This is a genomic window from Plantibacter sp. CFBP 8798, from assembly GCF_014841195.1.
In the GTDB taxonomy this organism is placed as follows: Bacteria; Actinomycetota; Actinomycetes; order Actinomycetales; family Microbacteriaceae; genus Plantibacter; species Plantibacter auratus.
Genome location: NZ_JACYTS010000002.1, coordinates 405966 through 429872 on the forward strand (window position 1 = coordinate 405966; position 23907 = coordinate 429872).

Annotated in this window: 20 protein-coding genes; 17 read left to right on the forward strand and 3 right to left on the reverse strand. The window is 70.1% G+C overall.

Features of this window, described 5'->3' with window-relative positions; all coding sequences use genetic code 11:
* Nucleotides 1–31: 31 nt before the first annotated feature.
* Entirely contained in the window at nucleotides 32–1291 is a 1260-nt protein-coding gene (locus IFU30_RS08980) for an extracellular solute-binding protein (protein WP_192004964.1), read from the reverse strand.
* Nucleotides 1292–1549: 258 nt separating this feature from the next.
* Here IFU30_RS08980 and IFU30_RS08985 point away from each other — a divergent pair, with 258 nt between their 5' ends.
* The 5 genes from IFU30_RS08985 to IFU30_RS09005 are packed head-to-tail and all read left to right on the forward strand — an operon-like array spanning nucleotide 1550 to nucleotide 10072.
* On the forward strand, nucleotides 1550–2548 hold the full coding sequence (locus tag IFU30_RS08985; RefSeq protein ID WP_192004965.1) for a LacI family DNA-binding transcriptional regulator: 999 nt from the start codon (nucleotides 1550–1552) through the stop codon (nucleotides 2546–2548).
* A 52-nt stretch (nucleotides 2549–2600) separates the two neighbouring features.
* Entirely contained in the window at nucleotides 2601–4811 is a 2211-nt protein-coding gene (locus IFU30_RS08990) for an alpha-galactosidase (RefSeq protein ID WP_192004966.1), read from the forward strand.
* Between the two features lie 37 nt (nucleotides 4812–4848).
* Nucleotides 4849–6384 (forward strand): alpha-N-arabinofuranosidase, encoded by a 1536-nt coding sequence (locus IFU30_RS08995; protein WP_192004967.1) that lies wholly within the window; start codon nucleotides 4849–4851, stop codon nucleotides 6382–6384.
* The gene (locus IFU30_RS09000; protein ID WP_249404738.1) at nucleotides 6381–7682 is read left to right on the forward strand and encodes a glycoside hydrolase family 27 protein; all 1302 of its coding nucleotides are present in this window, start codon (nucleotides 6381–6383) and stop codon (nucleotides 7680–7682) included. The genes IFU30_RS08995 and IFU30_RS09000 overlap by 4 nt, the downstream gene beginning before the upstream one ends.
* On the forward strand, nucleotides 7682–10072 hold the full coding sequence (locus IFU30_RS09005) for a glycosyl hydrolase family 95 catalytic domain-containing protein (RefSeq protein WP_192004968.1): 2391 nt from the start codon (nucleotides 7682–7684) through the stop codon (nucleotides 10070–10072). The genes IFU30_RS09000 and IFU30_RS09005 overlap by 1 nt, the downstream gene beginning before the upstream one ends.
* Before the next feature lie 20 nt (nucleotides 10073–10092).
* Here IFU30_RS09005 and trxA read toward each other — a convergent pair whose 3' ends face one another.
* Complete coding sequence (gene trxA / locus IFU30_RS09010; protein ID WP_056006082.1) at nucleotides 10093–10470, reverse strand: thioredoxin; 378 nt, start codon at nucleotides 10468–10470, stop codon at nucleotides 10093–10095.
* A gap of 115 nt (nucleotides 10471–10585) precedes the next feature.
* Nucleotides 10586–11377 carry a DeoR/GlpR family DNA-binding transcription regulator gene (locus tag IFU30_RS09015; protein WP_124769268.1) on the reverse strand — a complete coding sequence of 264 codons (792 nt, stop codon included), beginning with the start codon at nucleotides 11375–11377 and terminating at the stop codon, nucleotides 10586–10588.
* A gap of 91 nt (nucleotides 11378–11468) precedes the next feature.
* Between IFU30_RS09015 and IFU30_RS09020 the strand changes: the two genes are divergently transcribed.
* The 12 genes from IFU30_RS09020 to IFU30_RS09075 all read left to right on the forward strand — a co-directional run bounded on the left by IFU30_RS09020 (nucleotide 11469) and on the right by IFU30_RS09075 (nucleotide 23889).
* Entirely contained in the window at nucleotides 11469–12116 is a 648-nt protein-coding gene (locus IFU30_RS09020; protein WP_192004969.1) for a bifunctional 4-hydroxy-2-oxoglutarate aldolase/2-dehydro-3-deoxy-phosphogluconate aldolase, read from the forward strand.
* A gap of 60 nt (nucleotides 12117–12176) precedes the next feature.
* The gene (locus IFU30_RS09025; protein WP_159878653.1) at nucleotides 12177–13475 is read left to right on the forward strand and encodes an MFS transporter; all 1299 of its coding nucleotides are present in this window, start codon (nucleotides 12177–12179) and stop codon (nucleotides 13473–13475) included.
* Between the two features lie 9 nt (nucleotides 13476–13484).
* Nucleotides 13485–14063 carry an AAA family ATPase gene (locus tag IFU30_RS09030; protein ID WP_192004970.1) on the forward strand — a complete coding sequence of 193 codons (579 nt, stop codon included), beginning with the start codon at nucleotides 13485–13487 and terminating at the stop codon, nucleotides 14061–14063.
* 94 nt (nucleotides 14064–14157) lie between these two features.
* A complete protein-coding gene (locus tag IFU30_RS09035) occupies nucleotides 14158–14538 on the forward strand; it encodes a hypothetical protein (protein ID WP_192004971.1) in 381 nt (126 codons plus the stop codon).
* Entirely contained in the window at nucleotides 14535–15377 is an 843-nt protein-coding gene (locus IFU30_RS09040; RefSeq protein WP_192004972.1) for a helix-turn-helix transcriptional regulator, read from the forward strand. The genes IFU30_RS09035 and IFU30_RS09040 overlap by 4 nt, the downstream gene beginning before the upstream one ends.
* A gap of 161 nt (nucleotides 15378–15538) precedes the next feature.
* On the forward strand, nucleotides 15539–16600 hold the full coding sequence (locus tag IFU30_RS09045) for an ABC transporter substrate-binding protein (protein WP_192004973.1): 1062 nt from the start codon (nucleotides 15539–15541) through the stop codon (nucleotides 16598–16600).
* 68 nt (nucleotides 16601–16668) lie between these two features.
* The gene (locus IFU30_RS09050) at nucleotides 16669–17706 is read left to right on the forward strand and encodes a FecCD family ABC transporter permease (protein WP_192005441.1); all 1038 of its coding nucleotides are present in this window, start codon (nucleotides 16669–16671) and stop codon (nucleotides 17704–17706) included.
* Nucleotides 17703–18749 (forward strand): iron chelate uptake ABC transporter family permease subunit, encoded by a 1047-nt coding sequence (locus tag IFU30_RS09055; protein ID WP_192004974.1) that lies wholly within the window; start codon nucleotides 17703–17705, stop codon nucleotides 18747–18749. Before IFU30_RS09050 ends, IFU30_RS09055 begins: the two co-directional genes overlap by 4 nt.
* Nucleotides 18750–18760: 11 nt before the next feature.
* The gene (locus tag IFU30_RS09060) at nucleotides 18761–19549 is read left to right on the forward strand and encodes an ABC transporter ATP-binding protein (RefSeq protein WP_192004975.1); all 789 of its coding nucleotides are present in this window, start codon (nucleotides 18761–18763) and stop codon (nucleotides 19547–19549) included.
* Nucleotides 19546–21198: an ABC transporter transmembrane domain-containing protein gene (locus tag IFU30_RS09065; RefSeq protein WP_191941044.1), complete on the forward strand. Its 1653-nt coding sequence runs from the start codon at nucleotides 19546–19548 to the stop codon at nucleotides 21196–21198. Before IFU30_RS09060 ends, IFU30_RS09065 begins: the two co-directional genes overlap by 4 nt.
* On the forward strand, nucleotides 21191–23002 hold the full coding sequence (locus IFU30_RS09070; protein WP_192004976.1) for an ABC transporter ATP-binding protein: 1812 nt from the start codon (nucleotides 21191–21193) through the stop codon (nucleotides 23000–23002). The genes IFU30_RS09065 and IFU30_RS09070 overlap by 8 nt, the downstream gene beginning before the upstream one ends.
* Nucleotides 22999–23889, forward strand: coding sequence for a siderophore-interacting protein (locus IFU30_RS09075; protein WP_192004977.1), 891 nt, complete (start codon nucleotides 22999–23001; stop codon nucleotides 23887–23889). The genes IFU30_RS09070 and IFU30_RS09075 overlap by 4 nt, the downstream gene beginning before the upstream one ends.
* Nucleotides 23890–23907: the final 18 nt, after the last annotated feature.

The following is a 23907-nucleotide window of genomic DNA, read 5'->3' on the forward strand; positions in this document are numbered from 1 at the left end:
TCGGAGCGGACGGGTGGACGGGGCCGTCGGGTCAGCCGCCGAGGGCGTCCTTCACGGCCTTCATCGCGACGTCCCAGGCCTTGTCCGGTGGGGTGTTGCCGGCTTCGACGTCCGTCACGGTGTTGATCATCGCGGAACCGATCGTCGCCGTCTCCGGACCGTTGAAGAACGGCTTGAACTCCTGCAAGGACTTGCCGAGCACGGCACCGATCTTCGAGTCGCCGAAGAACGGGTCGGTGTAGTCGGCGATCGCGGTGGACTCGTACGCGGAGACCGTGCTGGGCAGGGCGCCGGTGTCGGTGAAGTTCTTCAGCTGCGACTCGGGTGACTGCATCTCCTTGATGTAGGCCCACGCCGCCTCCGGGTTCGCCGCGCGCTTCGGGATGGCGAGGTAGCTGCCGCCCCAGTTGCCGGCGACCTTGGGCACCGTCGTCACGCGCCACTGGCCCGAGGTGTCGGGTGCGTCCGTCTTGATGCTCTTCAGCATCCAGGAGGGAGCTGCCATCGCGGCGAAGGCGCCGTTGGTCTTGCCCGTGCTCCAGCCGGTGGAGAAGGCGGGGACGTTCGCCGTGATGCCGGCCTCGATCGCCTTGATCGAGATGTCGAACGCCTCCTTCACCTGTGGATTCGTGTCGTACACGAGCTCACCCTCGGGCGTGTAGTACTTCTCGTCGACCTGGTTCACGGTCTGGAAGAAGACCGAGGTGCCGGCGTTGTCGAGGAACGGCTTCCCGGTGGCGGCGACGTACTGCTGGCCGACGGAGATGAAGTCGTCCCAGGTGGGCCAGAGCGCAGCGACCGCGTCCGGTTCCGACGGCAGGCCGGCGGCCTCGAAGAGGTCCGCGCGGTACGCCATCGACATCCCGCCCACGTCGGTCGGCACCCCGATGACGGCGTCGTTCTGAGCCACCGCCTGGTCCCAGACCCACGGCAGGTAGTCTCCGGAGATGTCGCCGGCGCCCATCGTGCTCAGGTCGACGAAGTTGTCGGGGTTCGCGACGAAGTTGGGCATGTCGTCCCCCTGGATGAGCACCAGGTCGGGGACCTTGCCGCCGGCCAACGCCGCGGTGAGCGCCTGGGCGGTCTCCTGCGTGCTGCCGACCTCGGTGAGTTTGACGGTGATGTCGGGGTGCGCTTCCTTGTACTTCTCGACATCGGCCTTCTGGTTGATGCCCGTGAAGGACCAGAACTGGAAGGTCTTGTCATCGCCGCCGCCGGACCCGGAACAACCGGTGACCAGGGCGCCGACCATGACGGCGACGGTTGCTGCTGCTGCAAGACGGAATTTCACTGGAAATCCCCCTCCTATGCGGGATCGTGTTCCGCGGTGTCGCGCTACGTTGCGGTCACCGGCCGGAGATCGCTCTCCGGCTCGCGCCGATGTCGACTGGATCGGGGAGCATCCGGACCGTTCGGGCGTGGTGATCACCATAGGCAGCGGGGTTCCAGGGCACCAGGGCAATATTGCGCAACTCGGAGACCGCTCTCTCGGATTCTGCGATGCTCGTTGCCAGACCACCGGCAGGTGGACGATCGCAAAGGAGCGAGGATGCGCAAACCGACCCTGGTCGACGTCGCCCGAGAGGCCGGCGTCTCCCGAGCGACCGCGTCGCGGGTCCTCGCCGGTGCCTCGACGGTCGACGCCTCGATGGTCGTCGCGGTGCGCGAAGCGGCCGTGAGACTGGCCTACCGCACGAATGTCGCAGCCCGGTCGCTCGCCGGCGGCAGGACGGGCGCCGTCGCGATCGTCCTCGCAGCGGGCGAGCTCGAACCGTTCTCCGGATCGTTCGTCGCGGCACCGCTCAAGGGCGCCACCGCCGCGCTCCTGTCGGCAGCCCAGCAGCCCGCGCTCTTCCTCGCCGACCCGCGCCAACTCGACGCGCTCGTCGCCTACCTGGCGGCGCACTACGTGGACGGGGCGGTGGTGATCCTGCAGCACGAGATCAGCACCATCACCCAGGCGCTCGCCTCGGTGGACCTCCCGATCGTCTTCGTCGGCCGCCCGATGGGTGAGCACACGGAGGACGTCACCTTCGTCGACTCCGACAACTACGCCGGCGGTCGGCTCGCGGCGGAACACCTGATCGCGCTCGGCCGCACGCGGATCGGCGTCATCTCGGGCCCCGCCGACATGGCCGCGTCCAGCGACCGTGTCCGAGGCTGGCGGGACGTCCTCACCGAGCGTGGCCTCGACACCCGTGCGGTCGCCCGAGGCGACTTCACCATGCCGAGCGGCTCGTCGGCAATGGCGCGGTTACTCTCCCGGTACCCGGACCTCGACGCCGTCTTCGCGGGCTCCGACCTCATGGCGGTCGGCGCGATGCGCGTTCTCGAGGCCAGTGGCCGGACGGTCCCGGACGACATCGCGCTCGTCGGATTCGACGACACGGTCGTCGCGGCAACCGCGGAGCCACCGCTGACCTCGGTCCGTCAGCCGTTGGAACAGATGGGCAGGGTCGCCGCGGAACTCGTCATGGAGCTCATCGCCGGCCGGACGACCGCTCCGCGCTGGCTCGACACCACGCTCGTCGTCCGGGACTCAGCCTGACCTTCGGCCCACCGGCCGTCATACCCGCCTCACCGACCGCTTCGGAGGAACCATGTCCGACCTCTCAGCGACGCTCGAACAGCGCGTCGTCCATCTGCAGTGCGACGGCGTCTCCGTCGTGCTCGTCCAGCACGGGACCCGCCTCCCGACGATCGCGCACTGGGGTGCCGCCGTCGATGCCGACGACCTCGAGTGGCTTGCCGCGGCCACAGCCACCGTGCGCGGCGACCTCGTCGACGGATCGGACGCGCCGTACGAGCCGAGCCTGTTGCCCGAGCAGGCGTCGGGCTGGTCGGGTCTCCCCGGCCTCCGGGCGCATTGCGCCGGGACGGCCTGGTCGTCGCGCTTCGACGTGGCCTCGGTCGAGGTCGACAGAGCGGCCCTCCCGGCCGGCGAGGTGCGGCAGTGCGGCGCCGCGCTGGTCGAGGTGACCGCGGTCGACGACCAGACCGGCATCGCTCTCCTCGTGGCGATCGAACTGACACCGAGTGGCCTGCTGCGCACGCGCGTGACGGTCACGAACCGGGGCGACGACCTCCTGGAGGTCGAGGGTGTCGTGCCGGCCCTCCCGATCCCGACGTCGGCTCGGGAGATCCTCGACTTCGCCGGCCGGTGGGGCAACGAGAAGCTGCCGCAGCGGCTTCCGGTCACGACCGGGACACACCTCCGCGAGTCGCGGCACGGTCGCCCCGGTCTCGACGCCACCGGGGTCACCGCGATCGGAACACCGGGGTTCGACAGCCGGACCGGTGACGTCTGGCTGTGCCACGTCGGTTGGAGCGGCAACCACACGATCGGCGTCGAACGCACCGACGGACACCTCGCGTTCCGTGGCGGCGAGCTGCTCCTGCCCGGCGAGGTCCGACTCGGCCCTGGTGAGGACCACCGGACTCCATGGGTGTACGGGGCCTACGGCGTCGGCCTCGATGCCGCCTCGTCGCGCTACCACCGTTGGCTGCGCTCGACCTCGCGGGCGGCTCGGCGTCCGCGCCCCGTCACCCTGAACGTCTGGGAGGCGGTCCTGTTCGATCACGACCTCGACGTCCTCTCCGAGTTGGCGACCCGGGCCGCGGCCATCGGCGTCGAGCGCTACGTGCTCGACGACGGATGGTTCCGCGGACGTCACGACGACACCCGCGGCCTCGGCGACTGGACACCGGACCCCGAGCGTTGGCCGGACGGTCTCGCGCCGCTCGCCGACCGGGTGCGATCACTCGGCATGGAGTTCGGGCTGTGGTTCGAACCCGAGATGATCAACGAGGACTCCGACCTCGCACGCGAGCACCCGGACTGGATCCTGCGGGCGAGGGACGAGCTCCCGTCGCCCGTCCGGCACCAGCAGGTGCTCGATCTCGGCAATCCGGCGGCCTTCGACCACATCCTGCAGGCCATCGACACACTGGTCCGCGAGCTCGGGATCGCGTACCTGAAATGGGACCATAACCGCGACCTCGTCGATGCCGGCCATCCGTCGACCGGGCGGGCGGCCGTGCACGACCAGACCGAAGCCCTCTACCGGCTGCTCGACGAGCTCCGATCGCGGCACCCGCACCTCGAGATCGAGAGCTGCGCCTCGGGTGGAGGCCGCATCGACCTCGGTGTCCTCGAACGGTCCGATCGCGTCCACACCTCCGACAACCACGACCCGATCGAGCGGGCCCGCATGCTCCGGTGGACGGGGCTCCTCGTCCCGCCCGAGATGCTCGGGTCGCACGTGGCCTCGGCCAGATCGGCCACGACCGGACGCACGCACACGCTCCACACCCGGTGCGCGATCGCGCTGCTCGGGCACTTCGGCGTGGAGTGGGATCTGCGCGAGCTCGACGATGCGGATCGGACGACCCTCGCCAGGTGGATCACCGTCTTCACGCGTCATCGCGGACTCATCGCCACCGGCCGCGTCGTCGGCGACGGCGAGTGGGACGACGACGCTCCGACCCTGCGCGGGGTCGTCGCGGAGGACGGCACCACCGCGCTGTACACCCTGGTGACTCCCCCGCGGTCGGCCGACTCCCGTCGTCGGGTCCGCCTTCCCGGACTCCGCCCGGACGGTCACTACCGCCTCGCCGTCGCGCAGGACGACTCCCTCGGCCCGCGCTGGGTGATCCCCCAGTGGCTCCGGGATGCGCCGCCACTCGACGCCGACCCGGCCACGCTCGCGGCGGCGCCCGTGCTGAGCGGTGGCCAGCTCGCCGTGATCGGCCTCGACCTCCCCACCTTCCAGCCCGACCGCGCGATCACGATCCTCGTGACCGCCGTCTGACCCACGACCCGCTGCACAGAACAGGACCACATCACCCATGGACTCCACTGCGACCGTCACCGTCGACCTCGACCGGCCAGGACCCACGATCAGCCGACACGTCTACGGCCACTTCGCGGAACACCTCGGGCGCGGCATCTACGACGGCTTCTGGGTGGGCGAGGACTCGCCCGTCCCGAACGTCGGCGGCATCCGACTCGACGTCGTGGAGGCGCTCCGCGAACTGCGCATCCCGAACCTCCGCTGGCCGGGCGGCTGCTTCGCGGACCGCTATCACTGGACGAGCGGCATCGGACCTCGCGAGGACCGCCCGAAGCTCGTCAACACGCAATGGGGCGGGACGAGCGAGACCAACGCGTTCGGCACCCACGAGTTCATGGAGCTGTGCGAGCTCCTCGGTGCCGACGCCTACGTCTCGGGCAACCTCGGCTCGGGCACGGTGCAGGAGATGGCCGACTGGATCGAGTACCTGACCGGTGCCGGGGAGACCCCGATGGCCGAGTTGCGTCGCGCGAACGGCCGGGAGGAGCCCTGGGACGTCCCGTTCTGGGGCTTGGGAAACGAGCCCTGGGGGTGCGGTGGCAACCTGCGCGCCGGCGCGTACGCGGACCTGGCACGCCAGTTCGGTACCTTCTGCGAGAGCGGCGGGAAGGTCCCGCTCTACCGGGTCGCCGCCGGCGCCGACGGGTTCGACGTGGCCTGGACCAAGACGCTGATGGAGGTCGTCGCCGACGTGGCCACCCACCCGTTCTCGGCGACCCCCTGGGAAGCCGTCTCGGTGCACTACTACACGATCGGCGGCAGCTGGAAGGCGAAGGGCAGCGCGACCGGGTTCGACGCCGCGGAGTACTGGAGCACGATCGCCGCAGCACAGGGCGTCGAGCAGCTGCTGTCGTCGCACGCCGCCGTCATGGACGTGTACGACCCGGAGGAACGGTTCGGCATGGTGCTCGACGAGTGGGGCACCTGGTGGGACGTCGAGCCGGGCACGCACCCCGGGCATCTGTTCCAGCAGAACACCATCCGCGACGCCATGGTCGCCGCCTGGCACTTCGACGTGTTCCACCGCTTCGCGGGCCGGCTGCGCATGGCCAACATCGCGCAGACGGTCAACGTCCTGCAGGCGATGCTCCTGACCGATCCCGACGGCGGCGAGATGGTCCGGACGCCCACCTTCCACGTCTTCGAGATGAACAGCCCGCACCAGGACGCCACGTCCCTCCCGACGCACATGGTCGGGCCGGTCCGCGACGCCGACGCCGCACACGCGGGCGGCATCCCGACCGTCTCCGCCTCGGCGAGCGTCAAGGACGGCGTCCTCCATTGCTCGCTGACGAACGTCGACCTCGACGCGCCACTCGTCATCGAGGTCGACGTCCGTGGCGGGTCCGTGGTCGAGCCGCACGGCCGGCTGCTCACCGCTGCGCGGCCCGACGCCCACAACCGTCCCGGTGAGACCGACGCCGTGTCACCGCGACCGCTCACGGGTCTCGACGTCACACCGACGGGTCTTCGCGTCACGCTCCCACCGCACTCGTTCGCCACGATCACGGCTCAGGTCGTCGCTCCATGAGCGAGGTGGTGGAGATCGCGGTCACCGAGGTGCGTGCAGCACGTCGGGCGCGGGCGGACCGCCCGCCGATGGGCTGGAACAGCTGGGACTGCTTCGGAGGGTCCGTCACGGAGGCCGAGGTACTTGCCAACGCCGCGTTCCTGGCCGAGCACCTGCTGCCCGTCGGGTGGGACACGGTGGTCGTCGACATCCAGTGGTACGAACCGGCGCCCGGCGTCGGCGACTACGAGCGCATCTCCCAGCCGACGCTCGACGCCTGGGGCCGACCGCAACCCGCGCCGAACCGGTTCCCGTCTGCGGCGTCGGGCGGCTTCCGCGCGCTCGCCGACCGCGTGCACGCGCTCGGGCTCCGTTTCGGGGTGCACCTCATGCGAGGCGTGCCGCGGCGGGCTGTCGACCTCGAGCTGCCGATCCTCGGCTCGACCGCCCATTGCGGGGAGATCGCGGATCCGACGAACGTCTGCCCGTGGAATCCCGACAACGTCGGCGTCGACATGACCGCCCCGGGTGCGCAGGCTTACTACGACTCGGTCATGGCGCAGCTCGCCGAGTGGGGCGTCGACCTCATCAAGCTCGACGACGTGCTCTACCCACCGATCCAGACCGCCGAGATCGAGGCCATCTCACGGGCGATCGATGCCACCGGTCGACCGATGGTGCTCAGCCTGTCCCCGGGGAAGCGACTCTCGACGGAGCATCTCGACACCCTTCGATCGACGGCCCAGCTGTGGCGGATCTCCGACGACCTCTGGGACGACTGGTCGGCGGTACGCGAACAGTTCCAGCGCCTGGCCCGCTGGGCGCCCCTGCAGCGTCCGGGGGCGTGGGCCGACGCGGACATGCTCCCGCTCGGGCGCATCGGTGTCCGGGCCCACGTCGGATCGGACCGGCTGAGCCGTCTCACCCCGGCCGAGCAGCAGACGCTCATGACGCTGTGGTGCATCGCCCGCTCGCCGCTCTTCTTCGGCGGCCACCTCCCGGACACCCCGGCGCACACGCTCGCACTCGTGACCAACCCGGACGTCCTCGCGCTGCTCGGCAGCGACGGCAGCCGGGAGATCATCCGTGACGGCGATCTCGCCGTCTGGGCGGCTGAGCTCGGCGAGACCCGGTGGCGCGCGGTCTTCTGGCTCGGGGACGCGGACACGGAGCTGCGGGTGCACCTGGCCGATCTCGGTTGCGCCGATCGATCGTCCGTCACCGAGCTGTGGAGTGGTCGGCCGTTGCCGGTCGTCGACGGCGCCGTCGATACAGCCCTGCCCGCGCACGGTGCCGTGCTGCTCCGACTCGACCACTGATGGATGACCGACAGCAGCGCGTCGAGCGTCATCGAATCGAACTCGACGGACCGGCAACCCGGTTCGTCGATCGGTTCCTCATCGGCAACGGGACGTTGGGCGCGGCGCTCGACGGCGTGCCCGGACGTGAGGGCATCGACCTCTCCCTGGACACGTTGTGGTCGGGAGGTCCGCGACGCCCGGGCGGTGGGCTGGCACTCCGCCCGCGTCCCGGCACGTTGGCGTCCGTTCGCCGGGCGATCGCCGACGGCGATTCCATGGCGGCCGATGCCCGCGCGGCTGCACTGCGCGGGAGCACGTTCACCGAGTCCTTCCAGCCGCTCGGCCGCCTCACGATCGATTACGCGTCGCCCGACGACGGTTCGCGCTCGAGACGGACCTCCGATCTCGCGCGCGGCGTCGTCGAGACGACGTCCACGAGCAGTGGCGAGGCGGTCACGCTCCACGCGTTCGTGTCGGCGGTGGACGACGTGCTGGTCGTCGAACTGTTGGGTGACGGTGTCCGTGAACCGAGGGTCGGCTTCGCGACGCCGCACCCGTCGACGACGGAGGAGCGCACGGTCGGCGACACCCGATGGTGGTCGGTGACCGGCCGTGCGCCGGCGAGCGTGCGACCCTCGTATCTCGGCGGTGACGATGACGAGGCCGTCCGGTACCCGACCGACGTCCCGGATGCCGACGGTCTCGTCGACGCCGGCATGGCCTGGGCGCTGTCGATCGCGGTGCAACCGATCCCGGGCGGGTTCCGCCTCGTCGCCGGTGCACGATCCGGACACCGCGGATGGCGAGATCGGCCGTCGGGCGACCCGTCCACGCTGCTGGAGTACGCCCAGGCGACGGTCTCGAGTGCGTTGCAGCGATCCGGCGAAGCGTTGCTCCATCGGCACGTCGCCGACCATCGGTCGCTCTTCGACCGCGTCGATCTGGACCTCTCGGCGTCGGCGTCCGCCTCGGCCGACCTCGCGGAGCGCTACTTCGACCTCGGTCGGGCGCTCCTCATCGGCAGCTCCCGACCGGGGAGTGAGCCGACGAACCTCCAGGGGGTCTGGAACGATCAGGTCAGGCCACCCTGGAGCGCGAACTTCACCACCAACATCAACCTCCAGATGAACTACTGGCCGGCGGAGAGCACCGGCCTGGGTGACCTGGTCGAGCCACTCACCCGGTTCATCGGTGAACTGGTGGACGCCGGACAGCGCACCGGCGGCGAGTCCTACGGCCTCGACGGGGCGGCAGCCCACCACAACAGCGACCTCTGGCGGCACACGGACGCCGTGCCGCTCGACGCGCACTGGGCGAACTGGCCGAGCGCGCTCCCCTGGCTCGTCGCGCACCTCCACCGTCGTCTGGACGACGGCGGTGCTGTTCACGCCGAGCGCGTCGCCGTCCTGCAGACCGTCGAGCCGGTGGTCTCGTTCGTCCTGGGAATGGTCGTCACGGATGCCGCCGGATCGCTGGTCGTCAGTCCGTCGACCTCACCGGAGAACCGGTTCGTGGTCGACGCGGATCACACGGCGGCGGTGACGGCCGGCGCGGCGATGGACCAGGAGCTGGCGCACGAGTGCCTCCGCGAGTACCTCGCCCTCGCGGAGCTGGTCGGCGACGGCATCGCGGACGTCGGGCTCCTGGCTCGAGCACGCGACACCGTGGCCACCCTTCGACTGCCGCAGGTCGGCCGCGACGGAACACTCCTGGAGTGGGCCGAGGAGCGGGAGCCGACCGAGCCCGGCCACCGACACCTCTCCCACCTGTACGGCCTGTACCCGGGGACCCGGATCACCGAATCGGCCACGCCCGAACACTTCGAGGCAGCCCGACGCGCACTGCGACGGAGACTCGCGAACGGCGGTGGCGGAACCGGGTGGAGCATGGCCTGGGTCCTCTGCCTGGCCGCACGACTCCGTGATCCGGGGCTCGCGTCCGAGGCGCTCGACACGCTGCTCGGTCCGCTGTCATCGGCCTCGCTGCTCGACCTGCACCCGATGGGCGACCTCGACGACGTGTTCCAGGTCGACGGCAACCTGGGTGGGACGGCCGGTGTCGTCGAGCTGCTCGTCCAGGGGCACGGCGGTGTCCTGTCGCTGCTGCCGACCCTCCCGGCCGAGTGGTCGGCCGGCTGCTTCCGGGGGTTCCGGGTCCGGGGTGGACACGTCGTGGATGTCGAGTGGAGCCGTCATCGCCCCGTCGCGGCGACCCTGCGTCTCACGGCCGGCGGCCTGCTCGTCGAGCTGCCGGATGACGGCTCGATGATCGCCATCGCGGGCCCTGGCGGCGCACTGCCGACCCGGTTGGAGGACGGCGCGCCGGCCGGGCGGCGGCGGATCAGGTTCGACGAGCCCGGTGTCCACCGGCTCGGGTTCGCGCGTCCGCCCGGCGACCCGGAGGACTGACCGCCTCCTCCGGACGTCGGCTACTCGGCCTGTGCCTCGGCCTTCGCCGCTGCGATGGCGGCGTGCACCTCGGACATGTCGAGACCGCGCACCTGCGAGATGAGGTCCTCGAGTGCCGGCGCGGGGAGGGCACCGGCCTGCGAGAAGACGAGCACACCGTCGCGGAACGCCATGAGCGTCGGGATCGACGTGATCTGCATCCCGCTCGCGAGCTCCTGGTTCGCCTCAGTGTCGACCTTGGTGAACACGACGTCCTGGTGCTGCTCGCTCGACTGCTCGAAGACAGGGCCGAAAGCCTTGCACGGGCCGCACCACTCGGCCCAGAAGTCGACCAGGACGATGCCTTCGGCCGACACGGTGTCCTCGAAGTTCGAGATGGTCAGTTCCTGCGTGGTCATCGTGTGCCCTTCGGGTCGGTGGTCGGACGCGTCGCATCCGACTGACGAGCCTACCCGCGGATGACGGGCCGTCCTCCCCTACCGCAGCGGAGTCGGTGGCACGACGATCGTGACGTCAGACGGCGGCGAGGCGCAGGTCGAGCCCGATGTCGGTGAGTGACTCGGCGACGTCCTCGGGCAGATCGGTGTCGGAGACCACCGCGTCGAGCCCGTCGAGTGGTGTCACGTTGAACCGCTCGAACGTTCCGAACTTCGTACTGTCGGCGAGCAGCACGCAGCTCGACCCGGCGGCCATCGCCGCCTGCTTCAGCACCACCTTGTCGGACACCGGCGTCGTGACGCCGTGTGCGAGATCCCAGGTCCCCGTGCTGAGGAAGACGACATCGAGGTTGACGGCGCCCAGGGTCGCCGCGGCGAGGGCCCCGCTGGACGATCCGCTGGAGACGTCGACGACGCCCCCTGTATGGATGGTCTCGATACCCGGGTGGTCGAGGAGTGTCGTGACCACCAGGAAGTCGTTCGTGACGACGGTGAGGTTCCGTCGGTCCGCGAGGAACGGGACGACGGCCTCGCACGTGGTGCCGGCGTCGAGGAACAGGACCATGTCGTCCTCGACCAGGCCGGCGGCGAGTTCGGCGATCGCACGCTTCCGCGGCAGTTCGAGCCCCGCTCTCGACGCCCGCTCCCGGGGTGGTTCCGATCCGCTCCGTTCGCTCAATCTGACGCCGCCCTGCACCGAGACGACCTGACCGCCCTCCTCCAGTGCGGCGATGTCGCGACGCACCGTCATGTGGGAGACACCGAGGAGCTCGACGATGTGCCGGATGCTCAACACGCCCGCGCTCCGCAACAGGCGGAGGATCTCCTGGTGGCGTTGCTCCGGGATCAGGGGCGAGGAGGAACTCATGCCGCGAGCCTATCGGTCCGCAGAGATCGATCGTCGTGAATTTGAGACGATATGTGAATCTGTGTGAATCCATGGGGTAATGTGATCCGCGATGCTTACCAAATACGACGTCCTCCGCACGATCCACGAGACCGGCGCGATCCTCATCCTGCGCCTCGACAGCACCGACGAGGCGATCCAGGTCGCGCGGGCGGCGATCGCGGGCGGCTTCCGCGCCCTCGAGATCACGCTGTCCGTCCCCGACGCCCTGGGCGCCATCCGCACCCTCTCCGAGGAGTACACCGACCAGGGAGTCGCCATCGGTGCCGGGACCGTCCTCGACGCCGAGGCCGCGTTCGCCTGCATCCAGGCCGGTGCCCGGATCCTCGTGAGTCCCAACCTCGACGAAGGCATGATCCGCACCGCAGCGCGCTACCAGGCCGTCTCGATCAGCGGGGCGTTCACACCGACCGAGATCGTCGACACGATGTCCGCCGGCGCCGACATCGTCAAGCTGTTCCCCACCGAGATCGCCGGACCCGAGTACCTCAAGACGGTCCGGGCGCCATTGGCGCAGGCACCGATCCTCCCCGCGGGCGGAGCCACACCCGAGAACGTCGGGACCTGGTTCGCCGCCGGTGCCGTCGCCGTGGGCGTCGGCAGCGCGGTCACGAAGGCGGCGCGCGCCGACGGCGACTACGGCAAGGTCACCCGCGCAGCTGAGGAGTTCCTCGCGGCGATCGCCGCCGCTCGGGCCTGACACCCGTTCCTCGCGCCCAGCGCGACGCAGTACCCACCACCACACGAAGGAGTGCATGGCATGAGCCAGATCGACAGCGAGGCACCGGTCCTCACCAAAGCCGAGAAGAAGAGCGTCCGGATCCGATGGTTCCTGGTCGGGTTCCTCGTGCTCGGCGGGGTCGTGAACTACCTCGATCGATCCACGCTGAGCGTGGCGAACACGACGATCGCTCAGGAGTTCGGACTCAATGCCCTCCAGATGGGGCTGCTGCTGTCGGCGTTCTCCTGGCCCTATGCGATCGCGAACCTGCCGGCGGGCTTCCTCGTCGACAAGTTCGGTCCGAAGAAGATGTTCGCGTTCGCCGCCGGTGCGTGGTCGCTCGTCTCGATGGTGACCGCCGCCGCGAACTCGTTCGGCTTCCTGTACGCGGCCCGCGTCGCCCTCGGCATCGCCGAGTCGCCGTTCTTCACGTCCGCACTGAAGGTCAATGAGCGCTGGTTCAACAAGTCGGAGCGCGCGCTCCCGGTGTCCCTCGTGAACACGGGCTCGCAGATCGCCAACGCGATCGCCCCGCCGCTCCTCACCTTCCTCCTGCTCACCATGAGCTGGCGAGGCATGTTCATCATCGTCGGTGCGTTCGGCATCGTCATCGCGCTCGTCTGGCTCCGCATCTACCGCGATCCGACGCTCAAGGAACAGTCGATGATCAAGGGCGCCGAGGCCGAGGCCCGCGTGGTCGCCACGGTGGAGCAGGTCGCCTGGGGCCAGCTGTTCAAGCACCGCAACACCTGGTTCATGGTGCTCGGAGCCTTCGGCATCTTCTACACCGTGTGGGTCTACCTCACCTGGCTCCCCAGCTACCTCCAGACCGCCCGCGGCTTCAGCCTCGCCGACAGTGGATGGTTGGCTTCGCTCCCGTTCCTCTGCGGCATCGTCGGCGTCGTCTTCGGCGGATGGCTCTCGAGCCGTCTGGTGCAGCGGGGCGTCGGTACCGTCCGCGCCCGGAAGATCCCGATCGTCGGCGGCGCGCTGCTCGCCGCCGCGAGCGTGCTCCCCGTCGCCTACGTGGACAACACCGCCCTCGCCGTCGCTCTGCTGTCCGTCGGGTACTTCGCGTCGCAGGTCCCCATCGGCTGCCTGTGGACCCTGGCCTCGGACATCGCCCCGTCCAACCAGGTCGCCTCGCTCGGCGCGATCCAGAACTTCGGTGGGTTCATGGGGGCGGCCGTCGCACCCGTCGTCACCGGGGCGATCCTCACGGCGACGGACGGCAACTACACCCTCGTCTTCCTCATCGGCGGCGTGCTCCTCCTGGTCGGCGCGCTGTCGTACGGACTGTTCGTCAAGGAACGTCCGGCCGCGGCCGTGACGGCGTAGCGTGACCCGATGAGTCCGAAACTCTATTTCGTCATCGGCCCCGCGGGGTCAGGGAAGTCGACGGTGAGCACGCTCATCGCCGGGCGGGTGTCGGCGGCCTACCTCGACAAGGATTCGGTGGCGACCTTCTTCACCGAGACCCTCCTCGAGGCCGCCGGCACCGACAAGCACGAACGGGACAACAACGAGTACTACCAGCGGGTCGTGATGGACCTCGAGTACCGGACCCTCCTCCGGCTCGCCGGAGACAACCTCAGACTCGGCATGTCGGTCGTCCTCGACGCACCGTTCGTGCGGTACTTCCCGCAGAGTGGGTTCCTGGAGGAGGCGGCGAGCGAGCACTCGTGGCCGCGGGAGGTCGACATCGTCGTCGTGCACGTGACCGTCGACGGCACCCGCGTCAAGGATCGCGTGCACGCCAGAGGCTATGAGCGGGACACCTGGAAACTGGCGAACTGGGACGAGTTCTGGGCGACCGCGCAGGCGGCCGAGTGCCGATGGCGCGGAGCCCACCACATCCTGTTCGACAACAGCGCCGACGGCGAAGCCGCCGAACGCCTCGACGAAGCGCTCGCCGCCCTGGCGTGACGCGCCCGTCAGTGCCCGGGCGGCGCGGCAAGCCGTCGTTGTCGAACATCAGGCGAGCCAGGTAGGTTGACGGCGACGGGATGAAGGGACCACCGTGGCCAGACGCAAGACGCCGGAGCAGATCGCGGACGAGGAACGACGCTACGAGCTCGCGCGATCGGCGAGCACGTTCGAGGAGTTCTCCGTCCTGGCGAACGACCCCAATCAGGCCATCCGCGCCGCAGCGGCGCACAACCCGGCAGCTGACCCAGCGGCGTTGGAGCTCTTCCTCGAGGACCGCTTCTGGGGTGCGCGCATCGAGATCGCGCTGCACCCGAACGCGACGGACGACCTCCTGATCCGCCTCCTCGAAGCTGTTCTGCGCAAGCGCGGCGTCGTCCACCACGAGGCGGAACGCCGGCTGGCCGCGAAAGGCGTCCGCTTCGATGACGACGGCCTCCCGCTGATCGGCGACGCCGGCACGAGCGCTCGTTGAGCCCGTACAGCCAGGTCGACTGGGACGCGAGCCCCGAGCATCCTTCGTCGGTCGCCGAACCGTATCTGATGGGCACCGGTGTCGTCACCGACGAGGACACCGGGAGTCGCCCGCTCTCGCCACCGCACCGTCATCCGGACGCCATGCTCGCCTGGTGCTACCGCGGCACCGTGTGGGTGCATCTCCCGAACGCGATGTGGCGCCTCGCACCGGGTCAGGGCGTCTGGATCCCAGCACACACGCCGCACACCGCGCACCACGAGCGCGACTCCACCGGGTGCTACACCTACCTCCCCGCCACCTCGCTGATCGCGCCCGTCGAGACCGTCACCCAGGTCCTGGTTCCGCGTGCGGTGCAGGAGATGTTGCTCCACCTCGGGATCAACGACATGCCGACCGACCTCCGGGTCCGTGCGCAGGCGGTCCTCATCGAGATGCTGCAGCAGCCCGCGCCGGAGACGGCGGACGGCTGGGGCGAGATCCCGATGCCGTCCGACGATCGTGTCCGTCCGCTCGTCCGTGCGATCCTCGCCGATCCGGGTGACCTCCGGGGCGCGCGCGAGCTGTTCGACGTGCACGGCCTCCACGAGCGCACCGTGCTGCGGATCTTCCAGCACGACACCGGGATGAGTTTCGCCCGGTGGCGGACGGGCGTCCGGATGACGCTGGCGGCGCGGCTGATCATCGACGGCATGCCGATCGGGGCAGCCGCGCACCGGTGCGGGTACGCGTCCTCGAGCGCCTTCTCCGCGAGCTTCCGAGCCCGGTTCGGCATGACCCCTCGGGAGTACGTGGCACGGGTGCAGGAGGACCCCGCCCACCAGCTCTACTGGCGCTGATCCACCCGGGCACGCACCACCGTGTCGGATCCGCGACAGAACTCGTCGGTTCCTCGACGCTGTCGCGCGCGGAAGCACCCTACGATCGTTCTGTTAGGACATGCTTACCTAACTTCTGGATCGCCAGCGGTGATCCACTCCCCCCTCTTCAAAGGAGCCCCATGCCGCACGCTTTCGCGCGCCCGAACGTCCGCCGAGGATCCACCCTCCTCGCCGCCGTCATCGCCACCGCTCTCGCCCTCGCCGGATGTTCGGCCGCCACCGGCGACACCGGATCGACGACGGCATCGACCGACGGCGTCGTCATCGAACACGCCCACGGTGAGACCGTCATCCCGGAGAAGCCGGAACGGATCGTGGCTCTCGGGTGGATGACGCCTGACATCGTCGCCGCCCTCGGCACCAACCCCGTCGGCATCGAAGAAGTCTGGGGTGCCGGTGAGAGCGGCTACCAGCCCTGGTTCGAGGACTACGTCTCCGAGGCGTACGGCGGTATGCCCGAGATCATCCCCTTCACGGACGACGGCCCGAACTACGAGGCGATCAAGTCCCTGAAGCCCGACCTGATCCTGAGCCTCTACTCCGGTGTCACCGACATCGAATACGAGCGGCTCACCGAGATCGCCCCGACCGTCCCCTACATCGAGGGACCCTGGAACCCGGGCACCTGGGAGGGCATGACCCGCACCGTCGGGAAGGCGATGTCGGAGGAGGCCAAGGCCGAGGAGCTCATCGGCGAGACCGAGGACCTCATCACCTCCCTCGCCGACGCACACCCCGAGTTCGACGACAAGAGCTTCGTCTGGGGCCTCACCCTGAACGAGGGCGGGACGGACCTCGGCGTCTACCTCGAGTACGACCCGCGGGTCCGCATCACCGAAGCGCTCGGCTTCACCTCGACCTCGGCGATGGACAGCTTCCTCACGAGCGCCGAGGGCGACAACTGGTACACCGGCGTCAGCCTCGAACAGCTCTACGACGTGGACGCCGACCTGTTCGCCGCATGGGGCGGAAGTGCCGAGGAAGGGACGTACACGGTCGAGAACGCCGTGGTGTCGCGCTGGTCGCCGATCGCCGCCGGGTCCTACGTGATCTACGCCGACGCCGCCAAGGCCTCGGCGATCAGCGCGCCGACCGTCCTGTCCCTGCAGTACGTCCTGCCCGGCTACGTCGACGACCTCGCAGCGGCACTGCAGGGCGAGCCGACCATCGACGGCAAGTGACGTCGGAGATCTCCCGGACCGCCGCCCCGTCAGCAGCGCCTGCTGCGGGCGGGCCGGCGGACGTCCCGATGCCCGGTGGGGCCGGACGCGCGGACGTCTCGCCCCACCGCACCGGGACCCTCGCCGTCGGGCTCCTCGTCGCCACGGTGGTGCTGATCGCCGCAGCCGTCGCCTCACTCGCCATCGGCAATCGGGCCATCGATCCCCTGACCGTCGTCCGCGCGCTCGTCGCCTACGACGACGCGAACCCCCTGCACCTCATGGTCATGGAGCTGCGCGTCCCACGGACGTTGCTCGGCATTCTGGTCGGTGCGGCGCTCGCCGTCTGCGGCGGGCTCATCCAGGCCTTCACCCGCAACCCGCTCGCCGACCCGGGCATCCTCGGGGTGAACGCCGGCGCGTCGTTCGCCGTGACCTTCGCGGTCGGTGTCCTGGGACTGACGACTCCCGGCGCCTACGTCCCGTTCGCCCTGGCGGGTGCGTTCATCCTCACGGTGATCGTCTACGCGCTCGGATCCGTCGGGGCCTCGGGTGCGACCCCGATGAAACTGACCCTCGCGGGGGTCGCCCTCGGTGCCGCCTGCACCGGTTTCACCACCGCGATCGTGCTGCGGGACGAAGGAACCCTCCAGGTCATGCGCTTCTGGAGCGTGGGATCCATCGGAGGCCGCACCCTCGACCAGCTCACGTGGGCTGCTCCGCTGATCGTCACGGGCCTCGTGATCGGTCTGCTCTGCGCCCGGTCACTGAACGCCCTGACCCTGGGAGACGAGCTCGCCCAGGCGCTCGGTGCGCGAGTGCGCAGCACCCGGGTGTGGGTCGTCGTGGCCGTCACCCTCCTGGCGGGTACGGGCGTCGCGGCCGCCGGTCCCATCGCCTTCGTGGGACTCATGATCCCCCATGTCGTGCGGTGGTTCACGGGCCCCGACCAGCGCTGGGTGCTGACGTACTCGATGGTGATCGGCCCCGCGTTCCTGCTGCTCGCAGACGTCCTCGGCCGGATCGTGTTGCCGTCCGGAGAGCTCCGGGTGGGGATCGTCACGGCGCTCCTCGGCGCTCCCATCCTGATCATGCTGGTGCGTCGGAAGCGGGTGAGCGGACTGTGAGCGTCATCGACCATGGACGACGGCTGATCCGCGTGGAGACCGCGCACATCGCGACGCTCGTACCCGTGCGGTCCGTCCTCGTGTGCCTCGGACTCGTCGTGGTGATCATCGGAGCAGGGCTGTTCGCGACGACGATCGGAGCGTACGAGATCGGCTTCGACGCGGTCATCCGGGCGATCGTCGACCCCGCGTCCGACCCGGACGTCCGCCAGGTCGTGACCGAGTGGCGACTGCCGCGGGTGCTGTTCGCGGTGCTCTGCGGAGCGGCACTCGCGCTCGCCGGAGGCATCTTCCAGTCGCTCACCCGCAACCCGCTCGGCTCACCGGACATCATCGGGTTTGGTGTCGGCGCGCAGTTCGGCGTCACGCTGACGATGCTCGTCCTCGGGCTCAACACCTACCTGTTCAAAGCCGCCGGGGCACTCGTCGGCGGTCTGCTGACCGCCTTACTGGTCGCCCTCCTCGCGAACCGCCACACCATGTCGTCCTTCCGGCTCATCATCGTCGGCATCGGCGTCTCGGCCGGGCTCGGTTCCCTCACCTCCTGGATCCTCATCTCCGTCAGCGTCGAGCAGGCGATGATGGCGGCCACCTGGGGTGCCGGATCCCTCGCCTCGCTCGGCTTCGACCAGCTGCTCCCCGCCGCCACGGCCTTCGTCGTGTTCGCCATGCTTGCTCGGCCACTCCGACGTTCGCTCCCCGTGCTCGAGATGGGCGACGACGCCGCCATGGCCCTCGGAGTGCGCCCTGGACGCACCCGGCTGATCGCCATGGTCGTCGGTGTGGCCCTCGTGGCGCTCGTCACCGCCGCCGCCGGCCCGATCTCGTTCATCGCCTTGGCCGCCCCGCAGATCGCTCAACGGCTCACCCGCTCGAACACCCCGATGGGCCTCGCGCCGGTGATGCTCACCGGAGCCGCCCTGGTCGTCGTCTCCGACGCCGTCGCCCAGCTGCTCGCGGTCCCGGTCGGCGTGGTGACGCTCTCGGTCGGCGGCATCTATCTGACCTGCCTGCTGGCCGGCCAATTCGTGCGCCGCACGTGAAAGGAACTCCCATGACCACGTCGCTCCTCGCCCGCGACCTCACCCTGGGCTACGGCGATGCTCCGATCGTCTCCGAGCTGTCGCTCGAGGTGCCGGACGACTCGTTCACGATCATCATCGGACCGAACGCCTGCGGCAAGTCGACCCTGCTCCGCGGACTCGCGCGGCTCCTGCGCCCGACCGCCGGCGCGGTCCTCCTCGATGGTGCTGACATCCGCGCGTCGAAACCGAAGGACACCGCCCGCCGACTCGGGCTCCTCCCCCAATCCGCCATCGCCCCCGACGGGATCACCGTCGCGGACCTCGTCGGGCGCGGGCGGTTCCCGCACCAGAGCGCGATGCGGACGTGGAGCAGCACCGACGAAGCGGCGGTCTCGGAGGCGATGGCCGCGACCGGGGTCACGGAGCTGTCCCGCCGGCTGGTCGACGAGCTCTCGGGCGGACAGCGGCAACGCGTCTGGGTCGCGATGGCACTCGCCCAGCAGACGAAGCACCTGCTGCTCGACGAGCCGACGACCTTCCTCGACATCGCGCACCAGATCGAGCTGATGGAGCTGTTCACGGATCTGCACCGCAGCGGTACCACCCTCGTCGCGGTCCTCCACGACCTCAACCACGCCGCCCGCTATGCGACCCATCTCGTCGCGATGCGCGACGGCGCGATCGTCGCTCAGGGCGATCCGCAGGAGATCATCACCGCCGACCTCGTGGAGGCCGTGTACGACCTGCCGTGCCAGGTCATCACCGACCCCGTCTCCGGTACCCCGCTGGTGCTCCCGCTCGGACGGCGGAGCCGATGAGCAAGACGACGACCAGCACGCCGCGGCGCCTCTTCGGCATCGCGCTGGGAGCGGACGGTCGCGGCGCCATGCTCGTCGCCGCAACCGGCCTCCTCATCGTGCACGCCCTGTCGGAGGCGGCGATCCCCGTGATCATCGGGGCGACCATCGACCGTGCGGTGGTGCCGTCCGATCCGGTCGCCCTCGGGATCTGGATCGGGGTCCTGGTCGGAACCTTCCTCGTCCTGACGGTGAGCTACCAGTCGGCGTCGCGCCTCATGGTGTCGATCTACGGGCACGGCGAACAGGCGCTCCGACACCTCACGCTGTCCCGGATGCTTCGGCCGCAGCTCTCGCGACAGAACCTTTCGGCGGGTGAGGCGCTGACGGTCGTCACGTCCGACACCTACCGGGTGGCCGGGGTCGCCTGGTCGGTCGCGCAGCAGTCGGCGACCATCGCGGCCATCATCGGAGCCGCCCTGGCGATGTCGGTGATCTCGCCGGTGGCGACGATCGTGGTGTTCGTGTCGACCATCGGGATGATGCTCGTCATGCGCGTCGTCTCTCGACCACTGGAACGCCGAGGCTTCGCCGAGCAACGGGCGGCGACCGAGGCCGGAGCGGTGGCCGCCGACTTCATGAGCGGGTTCCGGGTGCTCGTGGGCATCGGCGGGCGTGCTGAGGCCGTTCGCCGGTATGACGCCGCCAGTGACGTCTCACGACGCGCAGCGACGGCCGCCGGGCGGTCCCTCGCCCTCTTCGACGCCGTGAGCGGCACGCTGGCGGCATTCGTCATGGCCGCACTCGTCGGCCTGTCCGCCTGGTTCGCCGCGGAGGGGCGGATCAGCATCGGCGAGCTCGTGACGGTGCTCGGCCTCGCGCAGTTCATCAGCGGATACCTCGCACAGGCGGGTTCCTTCCCCTCGAACTGGATCCACAAGCTCGCGTCCGCCAAACGCCTGGCCGCGGTCGTCGACGCCGACGACCTGCTCGAAACGGGCGGTCGGCTGGGCGAGACATCCGGCTCCGGCCCTGCGACCGACGTCGTGCTGTCCTTCCGCTCCGAACACCAGGCCCGACCGGTGGAGGTCCGTGCTGGTGAACTGCTCGGCGTCCGGCCGCCCGACAGCGACACGGCGCGGGCCCTCTCCCGCCTGCTCGGCATGCGGACCCCCGCCGAGCGCGGCAGCGTCTCGCTCGCCGTCGACGGCAGACTCGTCGACCAGCTGGACCTCGACCCGGTGGCGTACCGCCGTCGTGTGGTCGCGCCACCGCACGGCCAGCGCATCATGAGCGGCACCCTGGCGGAGGCGGTCCGCGGTCATGACGTGACCGGCGACCCGGATGCGGTGTTCGTGGGCATGGCGGCGCTCGACGACGCGGTCGTGCAGCTCGGCGGCTGGTCGTCACCGGTCGGTGAGGCGGGCAGACGGCTCTCCGGCGGGCAGCGCCAGCGCGTCGGCATCGCCAGGGCGCTCCATGCCGGTGCGGACGTGCTCGTCCTCGACGAACCGACGTCGGCCGTCGACGTCCTCACGGAGACCCGCATCGCCCGAGCGCTCGCGGCGCACGACGGCACCGTCGTCGTCATCACCACCTCGCCGGTCCTGTTGAACGCCTGCGACCGGGTCGTCGAACTCACTCCCGGTTCGGAGACCCGCCATGACTGATCCCGCCACGGAGCCCACCACCGCCGAGATGCTCCCCGTCGCCGACGGCTCCCGCGTCCGAACCGTCGTCGGTGCCCTCCTCAGACGCCACGGCGGACGGACCGCCGCCGTGGTGGTCCTCTTCCTCGCAGCCGCCGCACTGGGCGTCGTGATGCCCGCGTGTCTCGGGCGGATCGTGGACGCCGTCGCTTCCGACGCCGGGCTGAGCGTCGTCTCAGGCTGGGTGGCCGCAGCCGCCGTCGGGGCTGTCGGGGCCGTCGCGGTGACGCTGTGGGCGACTCGGGTGCTCACGGGGCTGGTGCAGGACCTGCTCGCCGAACTGCGCGAGGACGTGTTCGCCTCGGCCATGCGGCTCCCGGTGAGCACCGTCGACGACGGTGAGCGTGCCGATCTCCTGTCCCGGGTCACCGGCGACGTCGACGCGGTCGCGGAGGCCGGCGGGAACGTCGCCCCGACACTGCTCTCCGCCGGGTTCGCGATCGGGGTGTCGGCCGTCGCCCTGGCAGCCGTCGACCCGTGGCTCGCGCTCGCCGGTCTCGCCTCGGCGCCGTGCTACGTCCTCGGGACCCGTGCGTTCCTCCGGCGATCCCGCGTGGTGTTCCGCACGGTCAGGATCCGCGAGGCATCACGCAGTCAGGCCGTGCTGGACGCGGTCGACGGCGCGGAGATGCTCGCCGCGTTCACCGGGACGGACCACGCGCTCGAACGCGTCCGGGAACGCGCGGCCGCCTCCATCGACGCGCAGATCGAGGGTGTGCGCGTCGCGAACCGTTTGTTCCGATGGATCAACTCGGGTGAGCTCCTCGGGCTGTCGGCGATCCTGGCGACCGGCTTCCTCCTCAACCTGCAGGGCACGATCACCGTCGGGCTCGTGACCACCGCCGCGCTCCTGTTCCACCGGCTGTTCGATCCGGTCGGCCGGCTCATCTTCGGGCTCGACGACATCCAGCGGGCCACGGTCGGGCTGGCTCGGCTGGTCGGGGTCATCGACCTCGCAGCAGCGTCGTCCGCGATGCCGGAGTCGCCCTCGCCCGTCGGCGGTGCCGCAGGCGGCGTCGCCGCAGCGCCGGCGATCCGAGTGCGCGACCTGACGTTCCGGTATCCGACCACGGACCGTGGGATCGCGGAGGTCACCATCGACGTACCGCCCCGGACGACCACGGCGCTCGTCGGCACGTCCGGCTCGGGCAAGAGCACCCTGGCGCGGGTCGTCGCCGGGCACCATCCGCCGACGTCCGGGCGGGTGCTCGTCGACGACACCCCGTACTACCTGTCGCAGGAGCTCCACCACTTCCGTGGCTCGATCGCCGACAACCTCCGGCTCGGGGCTCCGGACGCCAGCCGGGACGAGATGGTCTCGGCGCTCCGTGCCGTCGGAGCCGAGTGGGCGGTCACCGCGTTGCAGGACGACCCGGCGGCGGACCCGACCGACTCGAGGGAGTCGCCCGTGCCGCTGGACGAGGGACGCATCCAGCAACTCGCGGTCGCTCGGGCGTTCCTGGCGGACCCGGCGATCGTGATCCTCGATGAGGCGACGGCCGACGTCGGCTTGCACCATCGCGACGCCGTCGAAGCGGCGATCGCCGTCCTCCGGACGGACCGGACCGCGCTGCTGATCGCGCACCGGTTGGAGCAGGCCGCCACCGCCGACCGGATCGCGGTCTTCGCGGACGGTCGGATCGTCCAACACGGCACGCACGCGGAACTCCTCGCCTCCCCCGGCCCCTACCGCGAGTCCTGGCTCGCGCACAGGCCGCACCCGACCCAGCACACCGAACCGACCCGAGAGGCCGAGACGCCATGAAGATCCACCGCGGCATCGTGACCGCAGCGACACCCCTGAGTCCGAACCTGATCCGCATCACCCTCGGCGGTCCGGGCGTCGAGGACTTCGTCAGCACCGGCACGGGCGATGAGTACGTCCGCGTCTTCTTCCCCCACGGTGCCGACCCGACGGAGGTCTCGCTCCCGGTACCGGCAGGCGACTGGTGGGAGACGCCGGAGGGCTCCCCGCAGGCACCGATGCGGACGTACACGATCAGCGCCGTGCGGCAGGATCCGGTCGAGATCGACATCGACTTCGTCGTGCACGAGGCCGGGGTCGCGGGGCCGTGGGCGGCTCGCGCCCAGCCCGGGCACGTGCTCGGCCTGAACTCGCCCACCGGCCTGTACGCGCCGCCCGCCGACATCGGTTGGCAGGTCCTCGTCGCTGACCTCACCGGTCTTCCCGCGGTCAAGCGCATCGTCGCACAGACACCGCCCGGACTGCGGACCCGCGTGGTGCTCGAGGTACCGAGCGAGCGGGATCGGATCGCGGTCGAGACGAACGACGACGTGACGGTCACCTGGGTGGTGGGCGGCAACGGACACGGCCCGAGTGCGCTGGGCCGACTCGTCCGGAGTGTCGTGGACGAGCGCCTCCCGCTCGATCAGGGCTACATCTGGGTGGCGGGTGAGACGGTGGCCCTCCGTGACGTGCGCAAGTATCTGCGCAAGGAGCTCGGGCTACCCGCCACCCGGTTCAAGGTCGTCGGGTACTGGACGCCGATCGCCGCGTGGGACGAGAAGTTCGCCGCCCTCCCGGCGTCCGTCCAACACGAGCTCGACTCGATCTGGAGCACCGAGGAGGACGCCGAGCCGGAGGACGTGCAGATCCGGTTCGAGGAGCAGCTCGACCGCCTCGGCCTCTGACCGCGGTGGGGCGTGCGC

Excerpts from the sequence above, each read along its gene's own strand:
- IFU30_RS08985 (WP_192004965.1), top strand. The coding sequence starts at position 1,550 with ATGCGCAAACCGACCCTGGTCGACGTCGCCCGAGAGGCCGGCGTCTCC.
- IFU30_RS08990 (WP_192004966.1), top strand. The coding sequence starts at position 2,601 with ATGTCCGACCTCTCAGCGACGCTCGAACAGCGCGTCGTCCATCTGCAG.
- IFU30_RS08995 (WP_192004967.1), top strand. The coding sequence starts at position 4,849 with ATGGACTCCACTGCGACCGTCACCGTCGACCTCGACCGGCCAGGACCC.
- IFU30_RS09000 (WP_249404738.1), top strand. The coding sequence starts at position 6,381 with ATGAGCGAGGTGGTGGAGATCGCGGTCACCGAGGTGCGTGCAGCACGT.
- IFU30_RS09005 (WP_192004968.1), top strand. The coding sequence starts at position 7,682 with ATGGATGACCGACAGCAGCGCGTCGAGCGTCATCGAATCGAACTCGAC.
- trxA (WP_056006082.1), bottom strand. The coding sequence starts at position 10,470 with ATGACCACGCAGGAACTGACCATCTCGAACTTCGAGGACACCGTGTCG.
- IFU30_RS09015 (WP_124769268.1), bottom strand. The coding sequence starts at position 11,377 with ATGAGTTCCTCCTCGCCCCTGATCCCGGAGCAACGCCACCAGGAGATC.
- IFU30_RS09020 (WP_192004969.1), top strand. The coding sequence starts at position 11,469 with ATGCTTACCAAATACGACGTCCTCCGCACGATCCACGAGACCGGCGCG.
- IFU30_RS09025 (WP_159878653.1), top strand. The coding sequence starts at position 12,177 with ATGAGCCAGATCGACAGCGAGGCACCGGTCCTCACCAAAGCCGAGAAG.
- IFU30_RS09030 (WP_192004970.1), top strand. The coding sequence starts at position 13,485 with ATGAGTCCGAAACTCTATTTCGTCATCGGCCCCGCGGGGTCAGGGAAG.
- IFU30_RS09045 (WP_192004973.1), top strand. The coding sequence starts at position 15,539 with ATGCCGCACGCTTTCGCGCGCCCGAACGTCCGCCGAGGATCCACCCTC.
- IFU30_RS09050 (WP_192005441.1), top strand. The coding sequence starts at position 16,669 with ATGCCCGGTGGGGCCGGACGCGCGGACGTCTCGCCCCACCGCACCGGG.
- IFU30_RS09060 (WP_192004975.1), top strand. The coding sequence starts at position 18,761 with ATGACCACGTCGCTCCTCGCCCGCGACCTCACCCTGGGCTACGGCGAT.
- IFU30_RS09065 (WP_191941044.1), top strand. The coding sequence starts at position 19,546 with ATGAGCAAGACGACGACCAGCACGCCGCGGCGCCTCTTCGGCATCGCG.
- IFU30_RS09070 (WP_192004976.1), top strand. The coding sequence starts at position 21,191 with ATGACTGATCCCGCCACGGAGCCCACCACCGCCGAGATGCTCCCCGTC.
- IFU30_RS09075 (WP_192004977.1), top strand. The coding sequence starts at position 22,999 with ATGAAGATCCACCGCGGCATCGTGACCGCAGCGACACCCCTGAGTCCG.